The following is a 16,571-nucleotide window of genomic DNA, read 5'->3' as shown; positions in this document are numbered from 1 at the left end:
GAGGCCGGTCGTCTAGCCGAACCCCTCCGGTTCGCTGACGCGAACCACCTCCCCTTTCAGGGGAGGCAATCCATATTAAACGCGATTTGCTATAAGAGGGAGCGCCCCGGTTCGGGAGCGCTCCCTTTTGTCCGTGCTTTACAACTCGCTCCTACGGCGTAGCCGCATCGCAACTCCAACTCACTCGTCAAACGGGGCGGAGGACACGCCCTCCTCCTGAGGGATCGCCTCCGACGCCTCCTCCGCCCCGGTCTCGATGGGAACGGGGGCCGATTCCTCCTCAGCCTCGGCGGCCGATGCAATGCCGCGGAAGGGCTCCGCCCCGGTCCCTGCCGGGATCAGGTGCCCGATAATGACGTTTTCCTTCAGGCCGTGCAGCGGATCGATCTGCCCGCGCACCGCCGCACCCGCCAGGATCTGGGCCGTCTGCTGGAAGGAGGCGGCGCTCAGGAAGCTGTCCGTGGCCAGCGCGGCCTTCGTGATGCCGTGGATAAAGGGTTTGCATTCCGGGCTCTCCCTCAGCTTCCTCACGAAGGTGACCTCACGGATCAGCGGGTACTCGTCCGCCTTGCCCGCCGCCGAACGCACGTAGATATCCGTCGGGCCCGCTGCAGCGAACTCCTTCAGCTTGGCCGCGGAAAGCTCCTTTCCAAACTCCGGCGCCTTCGCGCCGTCCTTCGCGAAAGAGGCGTCCAGCAGTATCTTTCCCCTGAGCTTTTCCGCGAGGAACCTCTCGAACAGGGCCTCCCTGGTCTGCACCTCCGAATCCGTCTCGAGCGCCGATATCTCCCCCTGAGCGAGGCCCTGGATCACGCTGGCATCAACGAACTGCGGCACCTTTTCGATCAGCTTGCCGTCGGCATCCGAAGCGCTCAACAGGTTGCAGCCCCACACCCTGTCGTCCTCCATCAGCGCGGTGCGGAACGTATCCGTCACGTTGATGTGATCCACGTTGTGCCACACCCTGAGCCGCTCCACGTTTTTCTCGGCCGCCAGCGCCGCGGCCTCCGGGGTGAGCTGGGTGTCCATCGGAGCCAGGACCTGGCCGTCGCACACCACGTCCTCCGCAAGCCACGCGGTGCCGGCCTGCTTCTCCAGGAGGTCCCTGTTCCGAACCAGGATGACGTGGGGGTCCCGTGCAGTGATCGTGCGGAGCTCAGCCTTGCCGAGTCGGGTCCCCCTATCCAGCCCCTCCTCGCCGTCCTGAAAGTCCGAGACGAGCTCCAGGCCCTCCATCTGCTTGCGGAAGGCGGCCTCGCCGATGACGACCTCGATGCTGCGCCCCTCGTGGGACAGCGTCAGGGAGGTGAGCATCATGCCCGGCGTCAGGAGCGTGCGGAGCGCGTCCTCGTCCAGGGGCTTGTTCAAAAGCGGCTCCACTTCCTCGCACATCTTCTCGGCGCCGGTCAGCACGTCGCCGGAGAAGATTCGCACGGCCTCCGCAACGTAGCGCTCGTTGTCCTCCCGAATCTCCCTCTCCGCCGCCTCGACCTCGTCCAGCCACACCATGTCCCCCGCCACGAAGGAGGTGTCCCCCTCCTCGAGGACCCGCACCCGATTGAGGGGCGCCACCTTGCGAAGGATCACCTCGATGTGTTTGTTGTTGATGGAGACGCCCTGGGAGTGGTAGACGTACTGGATCTCATCCACCAGCATGCGCTGCACCGCAGAGATGCCGCTGACGTCCAGCAGCTGCTGCGGGTCGATGCTTCCCTCCGTCAGGGGGGTCGTGCGGGTCACCGCCTTCCCCTCCGCGATGTCGTCGCGCAGGTCCTGGGAGGACGGGATCGCGTGCGTGATCTTCTCCGAACCGTCAAGCGTCGAGACGATGACCCGGCGCTTGCCGTCGGCGTTTCGGATCTCCTCGACGACGCCATCCAGGCCCGCCAGCAGCGAGACCTTGCGCGGACGGCGCACCTCGAAGAGCTGCTCGATGCGCGGCAGGCCCTGGGTGATGTCCTCGGCCTGACGAACGCCGCCCGTGTGGAACGTGCGCATCGTGAGCTGCGTCCCCGGCTCGCCGATGGACTGGGCCGCCACGACGCCCACCGCCTCTCCGATCGGGATGAGGTAGCGCGAGGAGAGGTCCAGCCCGTAGCACTTCTGGCAGATCCCGCGCTTCAACCCGCAGGCCAGCGGGCTGCGGACCCAGACCTCCTCGAGGCCCGCGGCGTCGATCGCGCTGGCCTTTTCGTAGGAGATGATCTCCCCCTTGCGGACCAGGACCTCCTGGGTCTCCGGGGCACGGATGTCGTCCAGCGCGGTCCGCCCGGCGATGCGCTCGCTGATGGGGATCATCACCTTCCCCTCGCTCATCAGGGGCCGGATGCAGATCCCCTTGTCCGTGCCGCAGTCGTGCTCCGTGATGATCAGGTCCTGGGCCACGTCCACAAGGCGCCGCGTCAGGTAGCCGGACTTCGCCGTCCTCAGGGCGGTGTCCGCCAGGCCCTTCCGGGCCCCATGGGTGGAGATGAAGTACTCCAGCATGTTCATCCCCTCGCGGAAGTTGGCCGTGATGGGGTAGTCGATCGTCTTTCCGGTCGGGTCCGACATCAGCCCGCGGATGCCGGCCATCTGCCCCATCTGCCCCAGGCTTCCACGGGCGCCGCTCTCCACCATCATGAGGACGGAGTTCCCCGGAACCATGTGTTCGGTGATCTTGTTGGCGATGTCCTTCGTGGCCCTGGCCCAGAGCTCGCCCTTCTGGTCCAGGTACTCGTCGTGGGTCAAAAGCCCCATCTCGTAATTGTCCTTGGCGGCATCGTCCTCGATCTGGGTCGCCTTTGTGATCTCGGCCTTCTCAGGAGGGATGATGATCGATTTGACGCCGAAACTGATGCCGCTCTTCGCCGCCCAACGGTATCCCAGCGCCTTGATAGCGTCCAGCATCTCGACGACCCCCGCCCGATCGATTTTGTCGTAGGCCTCGTCCAGCAAGCTGCCGATCTTCTTCTTGCCCAGCTGGTAGTTCACGTAGCACAGGTCGCGGGCGATGATGCTGTTGAACAGCGCCCGCCCCGGCGACGTCTCGAAGAAGACGCTGGCCCCCTCCGGCGCCGCGACGTCCTCGGCCCTGTCCACGACGATCGCCTCTCCGTCCGGGCCACCGTACTGGTGGCGCCCCATGGGCTGGCGCCTCCACGTCGGGTCCTTCCTCAGCCAGATGCGGGCGTTGATGTGGACCATGCCGTGATCGTGGGCGGACAGCACGTCCTCGATGCTGGAGAAGTGCATCCCCTCGCCCTTCATCCCCGGCTTCATGTCCGTCAGGTAGTAGACGCCGAGGACGATATCCTGCGTCGGCGTCACGACGGGCCGCCCGCTGGCCGGCGAAAGCAGGTTGTTGGCGGAGAGCATCAAAAGTCGTGCCTCCGCCTGAGCCTCCAGGGAGAGGGGGACGTGTACGGCCATCTGGTCTCCGTCGAAGTCCGCGTTGAAAGCCGTGCAGACCATCGGGTGCAGCCGGATGGCCTTTCCCTCCATCAAGACGGGCTCGAAGGCCTGAATGCCCAGGCGGTGAAGGGTCGGCGCACGGTTCAGCATCACGGGATGGTCCTTGATGATCTCCTCCAGGATGCCCCAGATCTCCTCGCGTCCGCGCTCGATGACGCGCTTTGCACTTTTCACGTTCGGCGCGATGCCCCGATCCACCAGCTGACGCACGACAAAGGGCTTGAACAGCTCAAGCGCCATCTGTTTGGGCAGGCCGCACTGATAGATCTTGAGCTGAGGGCCGATGACGATGACGGACCTTCCGGAGTAGTCCACGCGCTTGCCCAGGAGGTTCTGACGGAAGCGTCCCTTCTTGCCCCTCAGGAGGTCCGTCAGGCTCTTCAGGGGGCGGTTGCTGGCCCCCGTCACCGCCTTGCCGATGCGGCCGTTGTCGATCAGGGCGTCCACGCACTCCTGAAGCATCCGCTTCTCGTTGCGGATGATGATCTCCGGCGCGTGGAGCTCCTGCAGCTTCCGAAGGCGGTTGTTGCGGTTGATGACGCGCCGGTAGAGGTCGTTCAGGTCCGACGTCGCGAAGCGTCCGCCGTCGAGCTGCACCAGCGGGCGCAGGTCCGGCGGGATGACGGGCAGGACGTTCAGGATCATGGACTGCGGCTGCGAGGCGCTCTTGCGAAAGTCCTCCGCAACCTGAAGGCGCTTCACCAGCTTGCGCTTCTTCTGCCCGCTGCTCTCGGCGATCTCCTCGCGGAGGGAGGCCGTGAGCAGGTCCAGGTCCAGCCGGTTGACCAGCGTCTGCACGCCGTCCGCGCCGATCCCCGCCTCGAACTTCTTGTCGTATTCGGCACAGAGCAGCTCCTGGCGCTCATAGATGACGTCCGCCTGGCTGAAGGGCGAGTTTCCCGACTCGACCACCAGGTAGCAGGGGTCGTCGACCGTGACGCCGAGGCGCACGGCATTGAAGCGCCTGGGATACCTCTGCTCGAACATGTCCTTCTCGGACTTCGAGAGGATGCTGCCCCTGGAGAAGGGCAGCTTCAAGGCCGCCGTGACGATGAAGGCGTCGCTCCCGGCGACCTTCGCCCTGACGAAGGGAGCCTCGGCCTCCGCGGAGCACTCCTCCATCCTGGACGCGGGGACGATCTCCCCCACGTTCAGGTCCAGCCCTTCGATCGCCTCGATGAGCTCGAAGGCGGGCTCCACCTTGAAGGTGTCGTCCCCGTAGTCCGCCTTGAAGCGTGCCACCTGCTGCGCGGACAGGACGTCCCCCTCGTCGACGGGGACATCGTCCACGCTCTCGAGGGAGAACGCTTCCTCGGCCCGAAACTTGGGGTCGTAGTGCGAGTGGACCTTCAGCTCGCTCTCCGAGATGACGGAGTCCTTGTGCACCAGGTCCGGACGGCTGCCGACGGCCGTGACCTTCCAGGCGTTCTCGGTCTTGCGCGTGGGGGCGAAGTAGACCACCTTCTCCAGGTCCTTCGCGCTGGTCCCCAGGAGCAGGCTGAGGCGGCTCGGAATCCCCCGGAGGTACCAGATGTGCACCACGGGAACGGCCAGCTCGATGTGCCCCATGCGCTCCCGGCGCACGCGGTTGTCGGTCACCTCGACGCCGCACCGGTCGCAGATCACGCCGCGGAACTTCGGTCCGCTGCGCTTGTACTTCCCGCAGGTGCACTCGTAGCTGCGCGTGGGGCCGAAGATCCGCTCGCAGAAGAGCCCGTCCTTCTCAGGGCGCAGCGTGCGGTAGTTGATCGTCTCGGGCTTCTTCACCTCTCCGCTCGATATCTCGCGGATGCGCTCCGGCGTCGCCAGCTTGATCCTGACCCCGACAATTTCCTTTCTGGCCATCCCGTCAGTCCCCTTCTTCCTCATCCGAGATCAGAGATATATCCCCGGCAAGCGAATCGTCCGGATCGTCCTTTGGCATATCCGCATCCTCCTCGAAGATGTCCTGCGCCTTGAAGAGCTCCCCTTCGTCCGGCTCCTCGTCCTCAAGGAAGCCGCTCTCCTGTTCCTGCGCCCCCTGTCCGTCGGCATCTGCCGGGGATTCGTCCTCAAAGGCGTCGGGCAGCATCTCCGGAAGGCCGGGCTCAGGCAGCTTTTCCTCGTCCTCGTCGAGGGGTATGCCGCCGATGGTGCCGTCGTCGTACTCCACCTCCACGTCCAGCCCCAGGCCCTGGAGCTCTTTGACCAGGACGCGGAAGCTCTCGGGCATCCCCGGCTTCACCAGGCTCTGCCCCTTGACGATGCGCTCGTAGGTCTTGTCGCGCCCGCGGATGTCGTCGGACTTCACGGTCAGCATCTCCTGAAGGACGTTCGCGGCGCCGTATCCCTCGAGGGCCCAGACCTCCATCTCCCCGAAGCGCTGGCCTCCGAACTGCGCCTTGCCGCCCAGCGGCTGCTGCGTGATCAGGCTGTAGGGGCCGGTGGAACGCGCGTGGATCTTGTCGTCCACCAGGTGGTTGAGCTTCAGCATGTACATGCAGCCGATCGTGACCTTCTTCTCCATCGGCTCCCCGGTGCGCCCGTCGCGCAGGACGATCATGCCGTCCTCGGTGAGGTCCGGATACTTTTCATCGGCCAGCTCCTTCATGCGCTCGAAGATCTCGGTCTCCTGAGCGCCCTCGAAGACCGGCGTGGCCACGTGCCATCCGTTGTTCACCGCCACAAAGCCCATGATGGTCTCAAGCACCTGTCCGAGGTTCATGCGGCTCGGCACGCCCAGGGGGTTCAGCACGACGTCCACCGGGGTCCCGTCGGGAAGGTAGGGCATGTCCTCGACCGGAAGGATGCGGCTGACCACTCCCTTGTTGCCGTGTCGGCCGGCCATCTTGTCCCCCACGGTGATCTTTCGCCACTGCGCCACGTACACCTTTACGGTGCGGATGATGCCGGCGCTCATAGTATTCGGGGCGTCATTGCGCTCCATGTGCTTTATGGCGACCACCTTGCCGCGGGAGCCGTGAGGAAGCTTCAGGGAGTTGTCGCGCACCTCGCGGGCCTTCTCGCCGAAGATGGCCCGCAGGAGCTTCTCCTCCGGGGTCTGGTCGGACTCCCCCTTGGGCGTCACCTTCCCCACCAGGATGTCCCCCGCGTTGACCTCCGCGCCGATGCGGATGATCCCGGAGTCGTCCAGGTTGCGGAGCATGTCCTCGCCCACGTTGGGGATGTCCCGGGTGATCTCCTCCGGCCCCAGCTTCGTCTCGCGGGCGTCGATCTCGTACTCCTCGATGTGAATGGAGGAGAACTTGTCCTCCTTCACCAGGTTCTCGCTCAGCAGGATGGCGTCCTCGAAGTTGTAGCCCTCCCAGGGGACGAAGGCGACGAGGACGTTCTGGCCCAGAGCCAGCTCCCCGTTCTCGATGGACTGCCCGTCGGCGATGATCTCCCCCTTGTCCACCCGGTCGCCCTTGGCGACGGTCGGTCGCTGGTGGATCACCGTGCCCTGGTTGGAGCGGCGAAACTTGATCAGGGGGTACTTTCTCTCACCCCTCCTGGACCGGATGCGGATCTCGCGGGAGTCGACGTACACCACCTCGCCCGCGTCGACGGCGACCACGCAGGAGCCGGAGTCCCTGGCGACGCGATGCTCGATCCCCGTCCCCACCATGGGGGCCTCGGGCATGATCAGAGGCACGGCCTGCCGCTGCATGTTGGAACCCATCAGCGCCCGGTTGGCGTCGTCGTGCTCCAGGAAGGGGATCAGGGCCGTCGAGGGGGAGACGATCTGCTTGGGGGAGACGTCCATGTAGTTCACCTTCTCCACCGGGATCGTGTCGATGTCGTCCTGGTGCCGCGTCGGGCAGGAGTCCCCCGCAATGGTCACTCCGTCCTCTTCCAGGGGAGTGTTCGCCATCGCCACGTAGTACTGGTCCTCCTCGTCGGCGGAGAGGAATTCGATCTTGTCGGTCAGCTTGCCGTTCGTCACCTTGCGCCGCGGGGTGATGAGGAATCCGTGCTCGTTGAGCCGCGCGTAGGTCGTCAGGGAGGAGACCAGGCCGATGTTGGGACCCTCCGGGGTCTCGATGGGACACACGCGCCCGTAGTGCGTGTAGTGCACGTCACGCGCCTCGAAGCCGGCCCGCTCTCGGCTCAGGCCGCCCGGCCCCAGCGCGGAGAGGCGGCGGCGATGCGTCACCTCCGCCAGGGGGTTCGTCTGGTCCATGAACTGGGACAGCTGGCCCGATCCGTAGAACTCGCGCAGGGCGGCCGCAATGGGACGGACGTTGATCAGATCGGGCGGCGTCACCTTGTTGAGGTCGGGCGTCGTCGTCATTCGCTCGCGCACGATGCGCTCCATGCGGAGCAGTCCGATGCGGATCTGGTTCTGCAGCAGCTCCCCGATGGAGCGAATGCGCCGATTGCCGAGGTGGTCGATATCGTCGCTCTTCTTTCCCTCGGCCCTCATGGCGAACATCTCCCGGATGATCGCCACGATATCGTCCAGCGTGAGGAGCCGAACGTCCTCCGAAAGGTTCATCCCCAGGCGGCGGTTCAGCTTATAGCGCCCGACCCGCCCCAGGGTGTAGCGCCTCGAGTCGAAGAAGAGGCTTCGGATGTAGTCGCGGGCGTTCTCAACGCGCGCCGGCTCGTTGGGGCGCAGGCGGCGAAAGATCTCCTGCATCGCCTCGTCGGGGCTGCGCGTGCCGTCCCTCTCGAGCGTCAGGGCCAGGGACAAGTCCAGCCCGATGACCTCGATCCCGCCGCGTCCGCCGGGGTTCTTGTGGTAGAGCTCGTCCAGAAGTTCGCGGGTGATGGGGCGGCCGCGACGGACGATGGCGGCACCATCCGGCCCCGTCACGTCCTCGGCCGCCAGCTTCCCTCGCATCTCATCGCTGTATTCCATGAAGTAGGGGGCGGCGGCGAACATCGAGAGGATCTCATCGTTGTCGGCGACGCCGAAGGCCTTCAGCAGGAGCGTCACGGGGAGCTTCCGACGGTTGTCGATGTTGACGGAGACGATATCCCCCGAAGCCATGGAAAAGTCCAGCCACGCGCCGCGGTCCGGGATCAGTTTTGCGGAGCAGCTGTCGCTGCCCGGAACGCCGCTGTAGGTGAAGTAGACCCCGGCGGAGCGCGCCAGCTGATTGATGACGACGCGCTCCGTCCCGTTGACGATGAACGTGCCCCGATCCGTCATCACGGGGAACTCGCCGAGGAAGATATCCTTCTCCTTGCTCTCCCCCGTCTTCGTGTTGGTCAGGCCGATCGTGGCGCGAATGGGACGCGACCAGGTCAGGTCCTTCTGCCGGGCCTCCTCCTCGCTGCGCTCCGGAGGGTCGATATAATAGCGCACGAACTCCAGCGAGAACTGCCCATCGTAACTCTCAATGGGAAAAATCTCCTGAAGAAGCTCCTGCAAGCCCTGCGCCCTGCGCGCATCCGGTTCCACGTCGTCCTGATAGAACCACTGATAAGAATCCCTTTGCACCTCTATCATGTCGGGCATATCGATCAGGTCGTGAGCCCGGCCAAAAGTGTAGCGCTGCCGCGTCCTGCTTACCGGAACAAATTCAGGCATCTATTGAAAGACCTCCTTGACAGGCTGGAAAAATACGCCGAATCCCAATGATAACAAAAGGATATAGTCCTGTCAATAGACAAGACCATATCCTTTTAATTTCATGGTGCCCGAGAGAGGACTCGAACCTCCACAGCCTTAGCGACTACTAGAACCTGAATCTAGCGCGTCTACCAATTCCGCCACCCGGGCTTGACAACGAAAAGTATTCTAGCAGGGGTTTCCGCGTTTTGCAAGAGGGAATTTTGCCCCCAAATCCATGGGTTGCGATGGCTTTATCGGGGATCGAGCCCGTCGTTGTAGAGGTTCAGCCGACTCCGATCTTTCACCCGTCCGGTGCGGCAGAAAACGCAAAAAACCTGCCCCTGCCGCACGTTAAAAACTTTGGATTTGGATTGCCCCCGTCCACGCCCCCGGTCCGAGGCGGGTTACTTCAGCTCGGAGAAGTACTTGATCGTGCGCACCATCTGGCTCGTGTAGGAGTTCTCGTTGTCGTACCAGGAGACGACCTGCACCAGCGTGTTGCCGTCCTCCATCGCGATGACCCTCGTCTGGGTGGCGTCGAAGATGGAGCCCGCCGTGCTGTCGATGATGTCGGAGGAGACGATCTCGTCCGTGTTGTACTCGAAGGACTCCGAGGCCTCCTTCTTCATCTGGGCGTTGACCTGGTCGGCCGTGAAGGACCCCTTGATGACCGCGTCCAGGATCGTGGTGGAACCCGTGGCGACGGGCACGCGCTGGGCGGCGCCGTTCAGCTTGCCACTCAGCTCGGGGATCACCAGGCCGATGGCCTTTGCGGCACCGGAGGACGCGGGGACGATGTTCTCCGCTGCGGCCCGGGCGCGGCGCAGGTCGCCCTTGCGGTGGGGACCGTCCAGAACCATCTGATCTCCGGTGTAGGCGTGGACGGTGGTCATGAAGCCGGAGACGATGGGCGAAAGGTCGTTCAGCGCCTTGGCCATGGGGGCCAGGCAGTTCGTGGTGCAGGAGGCTGCGGAGATGATCGTGTCCGACGGCGTGAGCGTCTTGTGGTTGACGTTGAAGACGATCGTGGGCAGGTCGTCGCCTGCGGGGGCGGAGATGACCACCTTGCGTGCGCCGGCCTTGACGTGGGCGCCCGCCTTGTCCTTTGAGGTGTAGAAGCCCGTGCACTCGAGGACCACGTCGATCTTCAGGTCCTTCCACGGCAGGTTCGCGGCGTCCTTCTCCGCATAGATCGTGATCTTCTTGCCGTTGACGGTGATGGAGTTCTCGTCCGCCTCGACGACCCCATGATAGCGGCCGTGCGTCGTATCGTACTTCAGAAGGTGCGCCAGGACCTCGGGGCTCGTCAGGTCGTTGATCGCGACCACCTCATACCCCTCGGCCTGAAACATCTGACGAAAGGCAAGACGCCCAATACGGCCAAAACCATTGATTGCAACTCTCACTGCCATTTTTACTTCCTCCCCTGGCCCTCGGCCCAATCCATTTCAAGCCACAACACATCGTGACCGCCGCAATTTTGTTCGCGCAATTTCAACGCAATTTCATATACATATACTAAAGAAGGGAACCGCCCGCCTCTTCATTATATAACAAAGGACGGCGAAAAGGGCATCGAACCGGACGCTCCTGCGGCTCCCCTACGCCGACAGGGAGAGCAGGTTTCGGTAGATCGGATAGGGCCAGATGTCCGCGGCGATGGTCAGCTCCGCCGCGTCGCTTTGGGCGCGAATGGACTCCATCAGCGGCACGACGCTACCTGCCAGGAAGTCCGCCCGATCCCGCAGCGCCATGCCCGCGAGGCGTCCCTTCATCTCGTGCAGGCGCGCCGCATCCGATATCAGGGCGGCCTTAGTGCGCCCCAAATTGCCAATGTATTCGAGCCACGGGGCGCCCTCCTCGAAGTCCATGCCGTCCAGGGCCGCAAGGGAGCTCCTCTCTAAGACCATCTGCTTCGAGAGCGCCGGCAGGACCCCCTCCCACAACATGTCGTACAGCACCGCCGCCTCGATCTCCAGCCCCCTGGCAAACTCCTCCATGCGTATGTCGTGCAGGACCTCCAGCTCGCGCCCACGGTAGACGCCAAGGTCCTCGAGCATCCGCTTGTTCTCCGGGAGCAGGAGAAGGTCGATCTTCTCCGGCATGGTCTCCGCCTGAAGGAGGCCCCGGCGCTTCGCCTCCGCGTGCCACTCCGGCGAGTAGGCATCCCCCTCGAAGAGGACGTTCTGCCCCTCACGGACGGCCTCCTTGACCGCGTCCAGAGCCACGTCCATCGGGTCCCTCCCATCGACGCTCCTGGCCTCGATCATCCCCGTCAACTGCTCGACGCCCCAGGCCCAGATGGAGGCGAACATCGTGATGGGCAGAGCGATGGACTGCGACGCCCCCGGAGAGCGGAACTCGAACTTGTTCCCCGTAAAGGCCACGGGCGAGGTCCTGTTCCTGTCGTTGTCGAAGGGGATGATGGAGGGCAGCTTCATCAGTCCAAGGTCCATCAGGCCCCTCTCCGGCAGCGAGGCGTCCGCCTGGTTCAGCCGCTTCAAGAGGTCCGTCAAGGCGGAGCCAAGGTAGACGCTCGTGATGGACGGAGGCGCCTCGTGCCCCCCGAGGCGAAAGAGGTTGCCCGCCGTGGCCGCGGTCGCCTGGAGCAGGATATGGAACTTCGAGATGCCCAGCACGGCCGCGGCCAGGAACGAGAGGAAGACGACGTTGCGGCGCTGTCCGCTCGACGGTGTCAGGAGGTTGCGCCCCTCGCTGTCCATCAGGGAGAGGTTGACGTGTTTTCCGCTGCCGTTCATCCCATGGAAGGGCTTCTCGTGAAAGAGCAGCCGCAGCTCGTGCTGGCGCGCCAGCTTTCTCATCGTCTCCATCAAGATCTGATTCTGGTCGCAGGCCGTGTTCGCATCGGAGAAGAGGTGGGCGAACTCGAACTGGCACCGGGCCGCCTCGTTGTGCCGCGTTATGATGGAGACGCCGATGCGCGCCAAATCGCGCTCCACGTCCTCCATGTAGCTCAGGACCCGAGGGGGGATCGACCCCATGTAGTGATGGTCCAGCTTCTGATCCTTGGCCGGCTGGGCGCCGAGCAGGGTGCGCCCGCAGAAGCGGATGTCCGGCCGCATCTGGGCGCGCGGACGATCCAGGAGGAAGAACTCCTGCTCCGCGCCTGCCGTCACCCTCACGCTGCGAACCCCCCGCTGCCCAAAGAGCTTGAGCAGCTTCAGCGACCGCGTCTCCAGGGCGTCCAGCGCGCGCAGGAGGGGGGTCTTAAAGTCGAGAGGCGTCCCGTCGAAGGAGAGGAAGACGCAGGGGATGCAGAGCGTCCCCCCCTTGGGGGACTTCACGATAAAGGCGGGGCTGCTGATGTCCCACGCGCTGTATCCGCGCGCCTCAAACGTCGAGCGCGTCCCCGCCGACGGGAAGGATGAGGCGTCCGGCTCCCCCTGAATCAGGTCGTGCCCGCAAAACACGTCAACGGGCATCCCATCGGCACCCCCCAGGGTGAAGGCCATGTGCTTCTCCGCCGTCATCTCCGTCTGGGGCTGAAACCAGTGGGTCCAGTGGGTCGCTCCCTGCGCGATGGCCCAGTCGCGCATCGCCATCGCCACCACGTCCGCCGCAGCGGCATCCAGCCGCTGCCTTCCCTCCATCGCAGCGACCACCTGCTCATAGACCCCCGAAGTCAGCTTCTCCTTCATCACCCTGCGATCGAAGACCATGGACCCGTAGATCTCCCGAACCGTCGGATACTCGCGCGCCCTCTCCACCATACCCACCTCCGGAATGAATTCTTAAGCGGATGAAAAGCGTTTTTTGTCGCTTAAGATTGAGAGAGTATAGGCTTAAATCCGAAAAAGGTCAACGTTAAGCATGGCGAAAGGTCGCTGTACGCCATCGCAGGGTGCGGCGTCGTTTTTCATCTCCCGCCCGGCGCCCCCTCGGGCAGGACGATCCGCCCGTCAACGGCCCCTCCGACCGCAAAATCGAGGGACGCGCTCTTTCCGAAACGGCTCGTGAGGTACACGGGACCGGAACCCGCCCGCTTCGGGATTGATATCTCCAAAAAATCGGCGGCTCCATTGGCGTTGTCCACCGTCGCGACGTCCCCCGCAAACACGACCTGCAGGGCCTCGTCCAGGTTCTCTCCCCACACGCGCAGCCTATCCGTCCCAACGCGCTCGATGGAGTGCAGGACCGGCACGCGGGAGCGAAGCCCCCGGAGCTCCACGCCGTAGACCCTGCGCCCTCCGATCGACAGGGAAACGCCCCAGGCCCCCTCGGAGACCTCGTCCGGGCAAAGAAAAACGGCCCTGTCGCCGCCCAGAAGGCGCGGCCTCACGTTCAGAGGATCGGAGCGTTCCTTCAGCGATTCGCGCAGTATGATCCACGTGTCTTCCGCGCTGGCCTCGTTCAGGGCCTTGCACCGCACCTCGATCTCCTCTCCCGGCGCGATGACGTCCGGGACTTTCCGAACCCGGTTGAAGAACGACACGCGCGGCATCCGGCGCTCGTCCCACAGCTCCATCGGCTCCAGGCGGTCGGGGTCGTTCACATCCAGAAGGCCGTCCTGGTCGTCGTCCCTGTCCTTGTAATCAAAAATCCCATCCCCGTCCGTGTCCACGGGCACTCTGCCCCTGAAAACCCCCTCCACCCTGTCCGGTATCCCGTTCCCGTCGCTGTCCGTGTCCAGAAAGTTGGGGATGCCGTCGCCGTCCGTATCGTTGCGGGGAAAAAATTGCTCGAAGGGCAGGTTGAACGCCTCGATCCTGTCGAAGGGGTAGTATTCGATGTAATCCGGGATGCCGTCGCCGTCCGCGTCGGAGTTCCGGTCCAGCCACACGGCGCCCTTCCGGGAGTTGCCGGGATTGACCGCCTCCTGCCAGACGGAGTCGGAAAAGGTGCCGGCCCTGCGGTACGGCTCGAGGCGGCGCAGGACGGTCAGCAGCTCCAGGAGGTCGGGCAGGCTGTCGTCGTCCGTGTCCTCGTCGCCCCTGTCCATGCCCAGAACGTCGTGCAACTCGTCCGGGATGCCGTCGGCGTACTCGTCCTCGAAGATCAGCGCGCGGTACTGCCACGTTCGGGCTGACTCCGCCATCGTCGTTATGGTGAACCAGTAGACCCCGGCCCGGGGGATGCTGCACTGGGCCCAGGTGTGGTCGTCAGCCAGGAGGGTCGGGAGGTTGAACACGAACCGGGGCTCCGCGTTCTTTCCCGTCTCGACGCCCATGATGGGATTCATGAGCGGCGTGTGGGAGACCAGGATCGAATAGGCCCCCGCCTTGTCGAAGCGGACCGCGAAACAGTCGCTGTCCCAGCCGCCGCGGTTGTCCAGCACCCCCGAGAGCGCGGCGGGCATCACGGCGGGAGCGTCCTTGAACTCTGCGGTGTCGATGCCGCTGTTCGAAGCACAACCCGTCTCGCTCTCGGCGTACTCCGGATAGGCCCCCTGTGCCGGGTCGAGCGGAGAGGCGTCCCAGACGTCGGGCACTCCGTCGCCGTCCGTGTCGCTTTTCAGGACCTTCGACGGGGTCGGGTCGGGAAGTAGAGGGGTCGAAGGCTCGGCGCTCGAGCCGGGGTCCTGCAGATCGGGCGAGGGCGCCGGAAGCGCAGGGGCGGGAGAGGGGGCCGGAGACGTTCGATGTGCGAACTTGTCGAAAGTTCTTCCGCAGCCTCCCAGGGAGAAGCGCAACCAGAATAAGAGTACGCACAAAAAGACCGCGCAGAGAAAACGCCTTTTCATCAACCTCGTCCTCCAATCAGTCGGTCGTCCTTTGCCCCGATGGGGCATTCCGTCGTTATCCCCCCTCCCGAATTATACCGGACGAGGGGCTGCCGAAGCAGCCCCTCGTCCGTCGTGCCAATCTACCGATCGTGGACAAACCGTCCTGGCATCAGAGCCCGAAGTCGCTGAGACAGGAGCGCCGCCGCAAAACAGGAAAGGAGATCGCCCGGCAGGGGCAACACGAGAAAGGACCAGAAGAGCGCAGGGACCGTGAGCTCCCGCCCGATGTAATAGCGGGCGACGAGGTAGTACCACGTGGCGCCGACAATATAGATCAGCGCTATCGCCACGGCGCCGGCCAGCGTCTCGCGCCAGAGCCCCCGCCCCCAGAGCCGGACGGCACGCCCCGCCACCCAGGCCCCGGCGATGAAGCTCAGGATGTAGCCAAACGTCGGGTTCAGGAGGTATCCGATGCCGCCTCCGGCGGCAAAGACGGGGAGCCCCATCAGCCCCGCTGCGGCGTATATCCCCGCGGCGACGGCGCCGAGCTTCTCCCCCAGGACCAGCCCGGCCAGGACGACGAACAGCGTTTGAAGCGTCAGCGGCAGGAGCGGCGTCGGTATCTTGACGAACGTTCCCACAGCGATCAGAGCCGCAAAGAGCGCGCAGGACACCAGGTCCCGGACGCTCGCCTTTCCCTTCACTGCCTGAGACAAAGGACTTTCCTCCTCATTATATTACAACTATGAATGGCTATGATGACTGCGCCCCGTCAAACGGACGCACCTCATAGACCTCCCCGGAGCGCAGGGACCTGCGCGCTCCGTCCTCGTCCTCCACCACCAATCCCCCAAGCTCATCCACGTCCACCGCGCGGCCGAGGCAGCCCCTCCCGTCCTGCATCCACCGCACCCTCCGCCCCAGAAGCAGAGAGCGCTCCCGGTAGGCCCGAAGCAGCTCCGGGTCCTCAAGCCTCGTCGAAAAGTCCATGAGGCGCTCCGCGATCCTCGCTGCGAGCTGGTTGCGGCTTACCCCCTCCGGGAAGATGGACCCCGCCCGATCGTTGAGGTCCCGACCGAAGTCCCGTGTGGTCACGTTGAGCCCGATGCCGACCACCACGTTCTCGACGGTCCCACTCTCGACGTCGCTCACCGCCTCGCTCAGGATGCCGCAGACCTTGCGCTCCACGCCGTCCCGGCCGTGCAGGTACACGTCGTTCACCCACTTGACCAGGGGACGAAGGGGAGTCAGCTCCTCGACGGCAAGGCAGACCGCCGTCCCCGCCGCGATGGTGATCATCTGAAAGCGCTCCATGGAGCTCGATGGACGCAGGAGGAGCGTCATGTACAACCCCGTCCCCGCCGGGGAGAGGAAGGAACGCCCCCTGCGTCCCCTGCCCACCGTCTGCTGGTTCGCCGCGATCAGCGTCCCGCTCTCCGCACCTGCAAGGGCCAGGCGCTTCGCATGGGTGTTTGTGGAGTCCACCGTGTCGAGGCAGACGACCCGTCGGACCCCGCACGCCTCGGAAAGGTGCGAGCGAATCCCCTCCTCCGTCAGCACGTCACTTTCGCGCTCAAGCAGGTAGCCCCTACGGGGGGCGGAGCCCACGAGGTGCCCTTCCGCCCGAAGCGAAGCCACCGCCTTGCAGACCGCAGCGCGGGAGACGCCCAGAGCCTGAGCCATCGCCTCCCCCGATATTGCCGTGCCGCGACGCTCCTCCAACATCCTCAGCACGTCGCTCTTGATCATCCCGCTCACCTCCCCTACTGCTTATAGATATACCACAGGGCCGCAAAAATGTAAACTTATATAAATCAAAAAGTTTACATAATGCCCTGCCGCCCCGTCGTCTTCCGTCAGGACTCATACCAATTCGCGTTTAATTATGGATTG

Annotated in this window: 7 protein-coding genes and 1 tRNA gene; all 8 read right to left on the bottom strand. The window is 64.4% G+C overall.

All coding sequences use genetic code 11. The annotated features are described in order from the left end of the window. Positions 1-180: 180 nt before the first annotated feature. The 8 genes from rpoC to SY1_RS11760 all read right to left on the bottom strand — a co-directional run bounded on the left by rpoC (position 181) and on the right by SY1_RS11760 (position 16,427). A complete protein-coding gene (gene rpoC / locus SY1_RS11795; RefSeq protein WP_015557158.1) occupies positions 181-5,298 on the bottom strand; it encodes a DNA-directed RNA polymerase subunit beta' in 5,118 nt (1,705 codons plus the stop codon). Positions 5,299-5,302: 4 nt separating this feature from the next. Beyond that, complete coding sequence (gene rpoB, locus SY1_RS11790; RefSeq protein ID WP_015557157.1) at positions 5,303-8,971, bottom strand: DNA-directed RNA polymerase subunit beta; 3,669 nt, start codon at positions 8,969-8,971, stop codon at positions 5,303-5,305. 104 nt (positions 8,972-9,075) lie between these two features. After that, a tRNA-Leu gene (locus tag SY1_RS11785) sits at positions 9,076-9,163 on the bottom strand. 236 nt (positions 9,164-9,399) lie between these two features. Further along, a complete protein-coding gene (gap, locus tag SY1_RS11780) occupies positions 9,400-10,407 on the bottom strand; it encodes a type I glyceraldehyde-3-phosphate dehydrogenase (protein ID WP_208873872.1) in 1,008 nt (335 codons plus the stop codon). 189 nt (positions 10,408-10,596) lie between these two features. Continuing rightward, a complete protein-coding gene (locus SY1_RS11775; RefSeq protein ID WP_015557155.1) occupies positions 10,597-12,726 on the bottom strand; it encodes a glutamine synthetase III domain-containing protein in 2,130 nt (709 codons plus the stop codon). Between the two features lie 146 nt (positions 12,727-12,872). After that, entirely contained in the window at positions 12,873-14,696 is a 1,824-nt protein-coding gene (locus SY1_RS11770; RefSeq protein ID WP_208873871.1) for a hypothetical protein, read from the bottom strand. A 122-nt stretch (positions 14,697-14,818) separates the two neighbouring features. Beyond that, positions 14,819-15,394 (bottom strand): biotin transporter BioY, encoded by a 576-nt coding sequence (locus tag SY1_RS11765; protein WP_208873870.1) that lies wholly within the window; start codon positions 15,392-15,394, stop codon positions 14,819-14,821. Between the two features lie 37 nt (positions 15,395-15,431). Beyond that, the gene (locus SY1_RS11760; RefSeq protein WP_015557154.1) at positions 15,432-16,427 is read right to left on the bottom strand and encodes a biotin--[acetyl-CoA-carboxylase] ligase; all 996 of its coding nucleotides are present in this window, start codon (positions 16,425-16,427) and stop codon (positions 15,432-15,434) included. Between the last annotated feature and the right edge of the window lie 144 nt (positions 16,428-16,571).

The organism is Fretibacterium fastidiosum (assembly GCF_000210715.1).
GTDB lineage: Bacteria > Synergistota > Synergistia > Synergistales > Aminobacteriaceae > Fretibacterium > Fretibacterium fastidiosum.
Note: the sequence above shows the minus strand (reverse complement) of the source record. Positions and strands in the feature narration are given on the sequence as shown.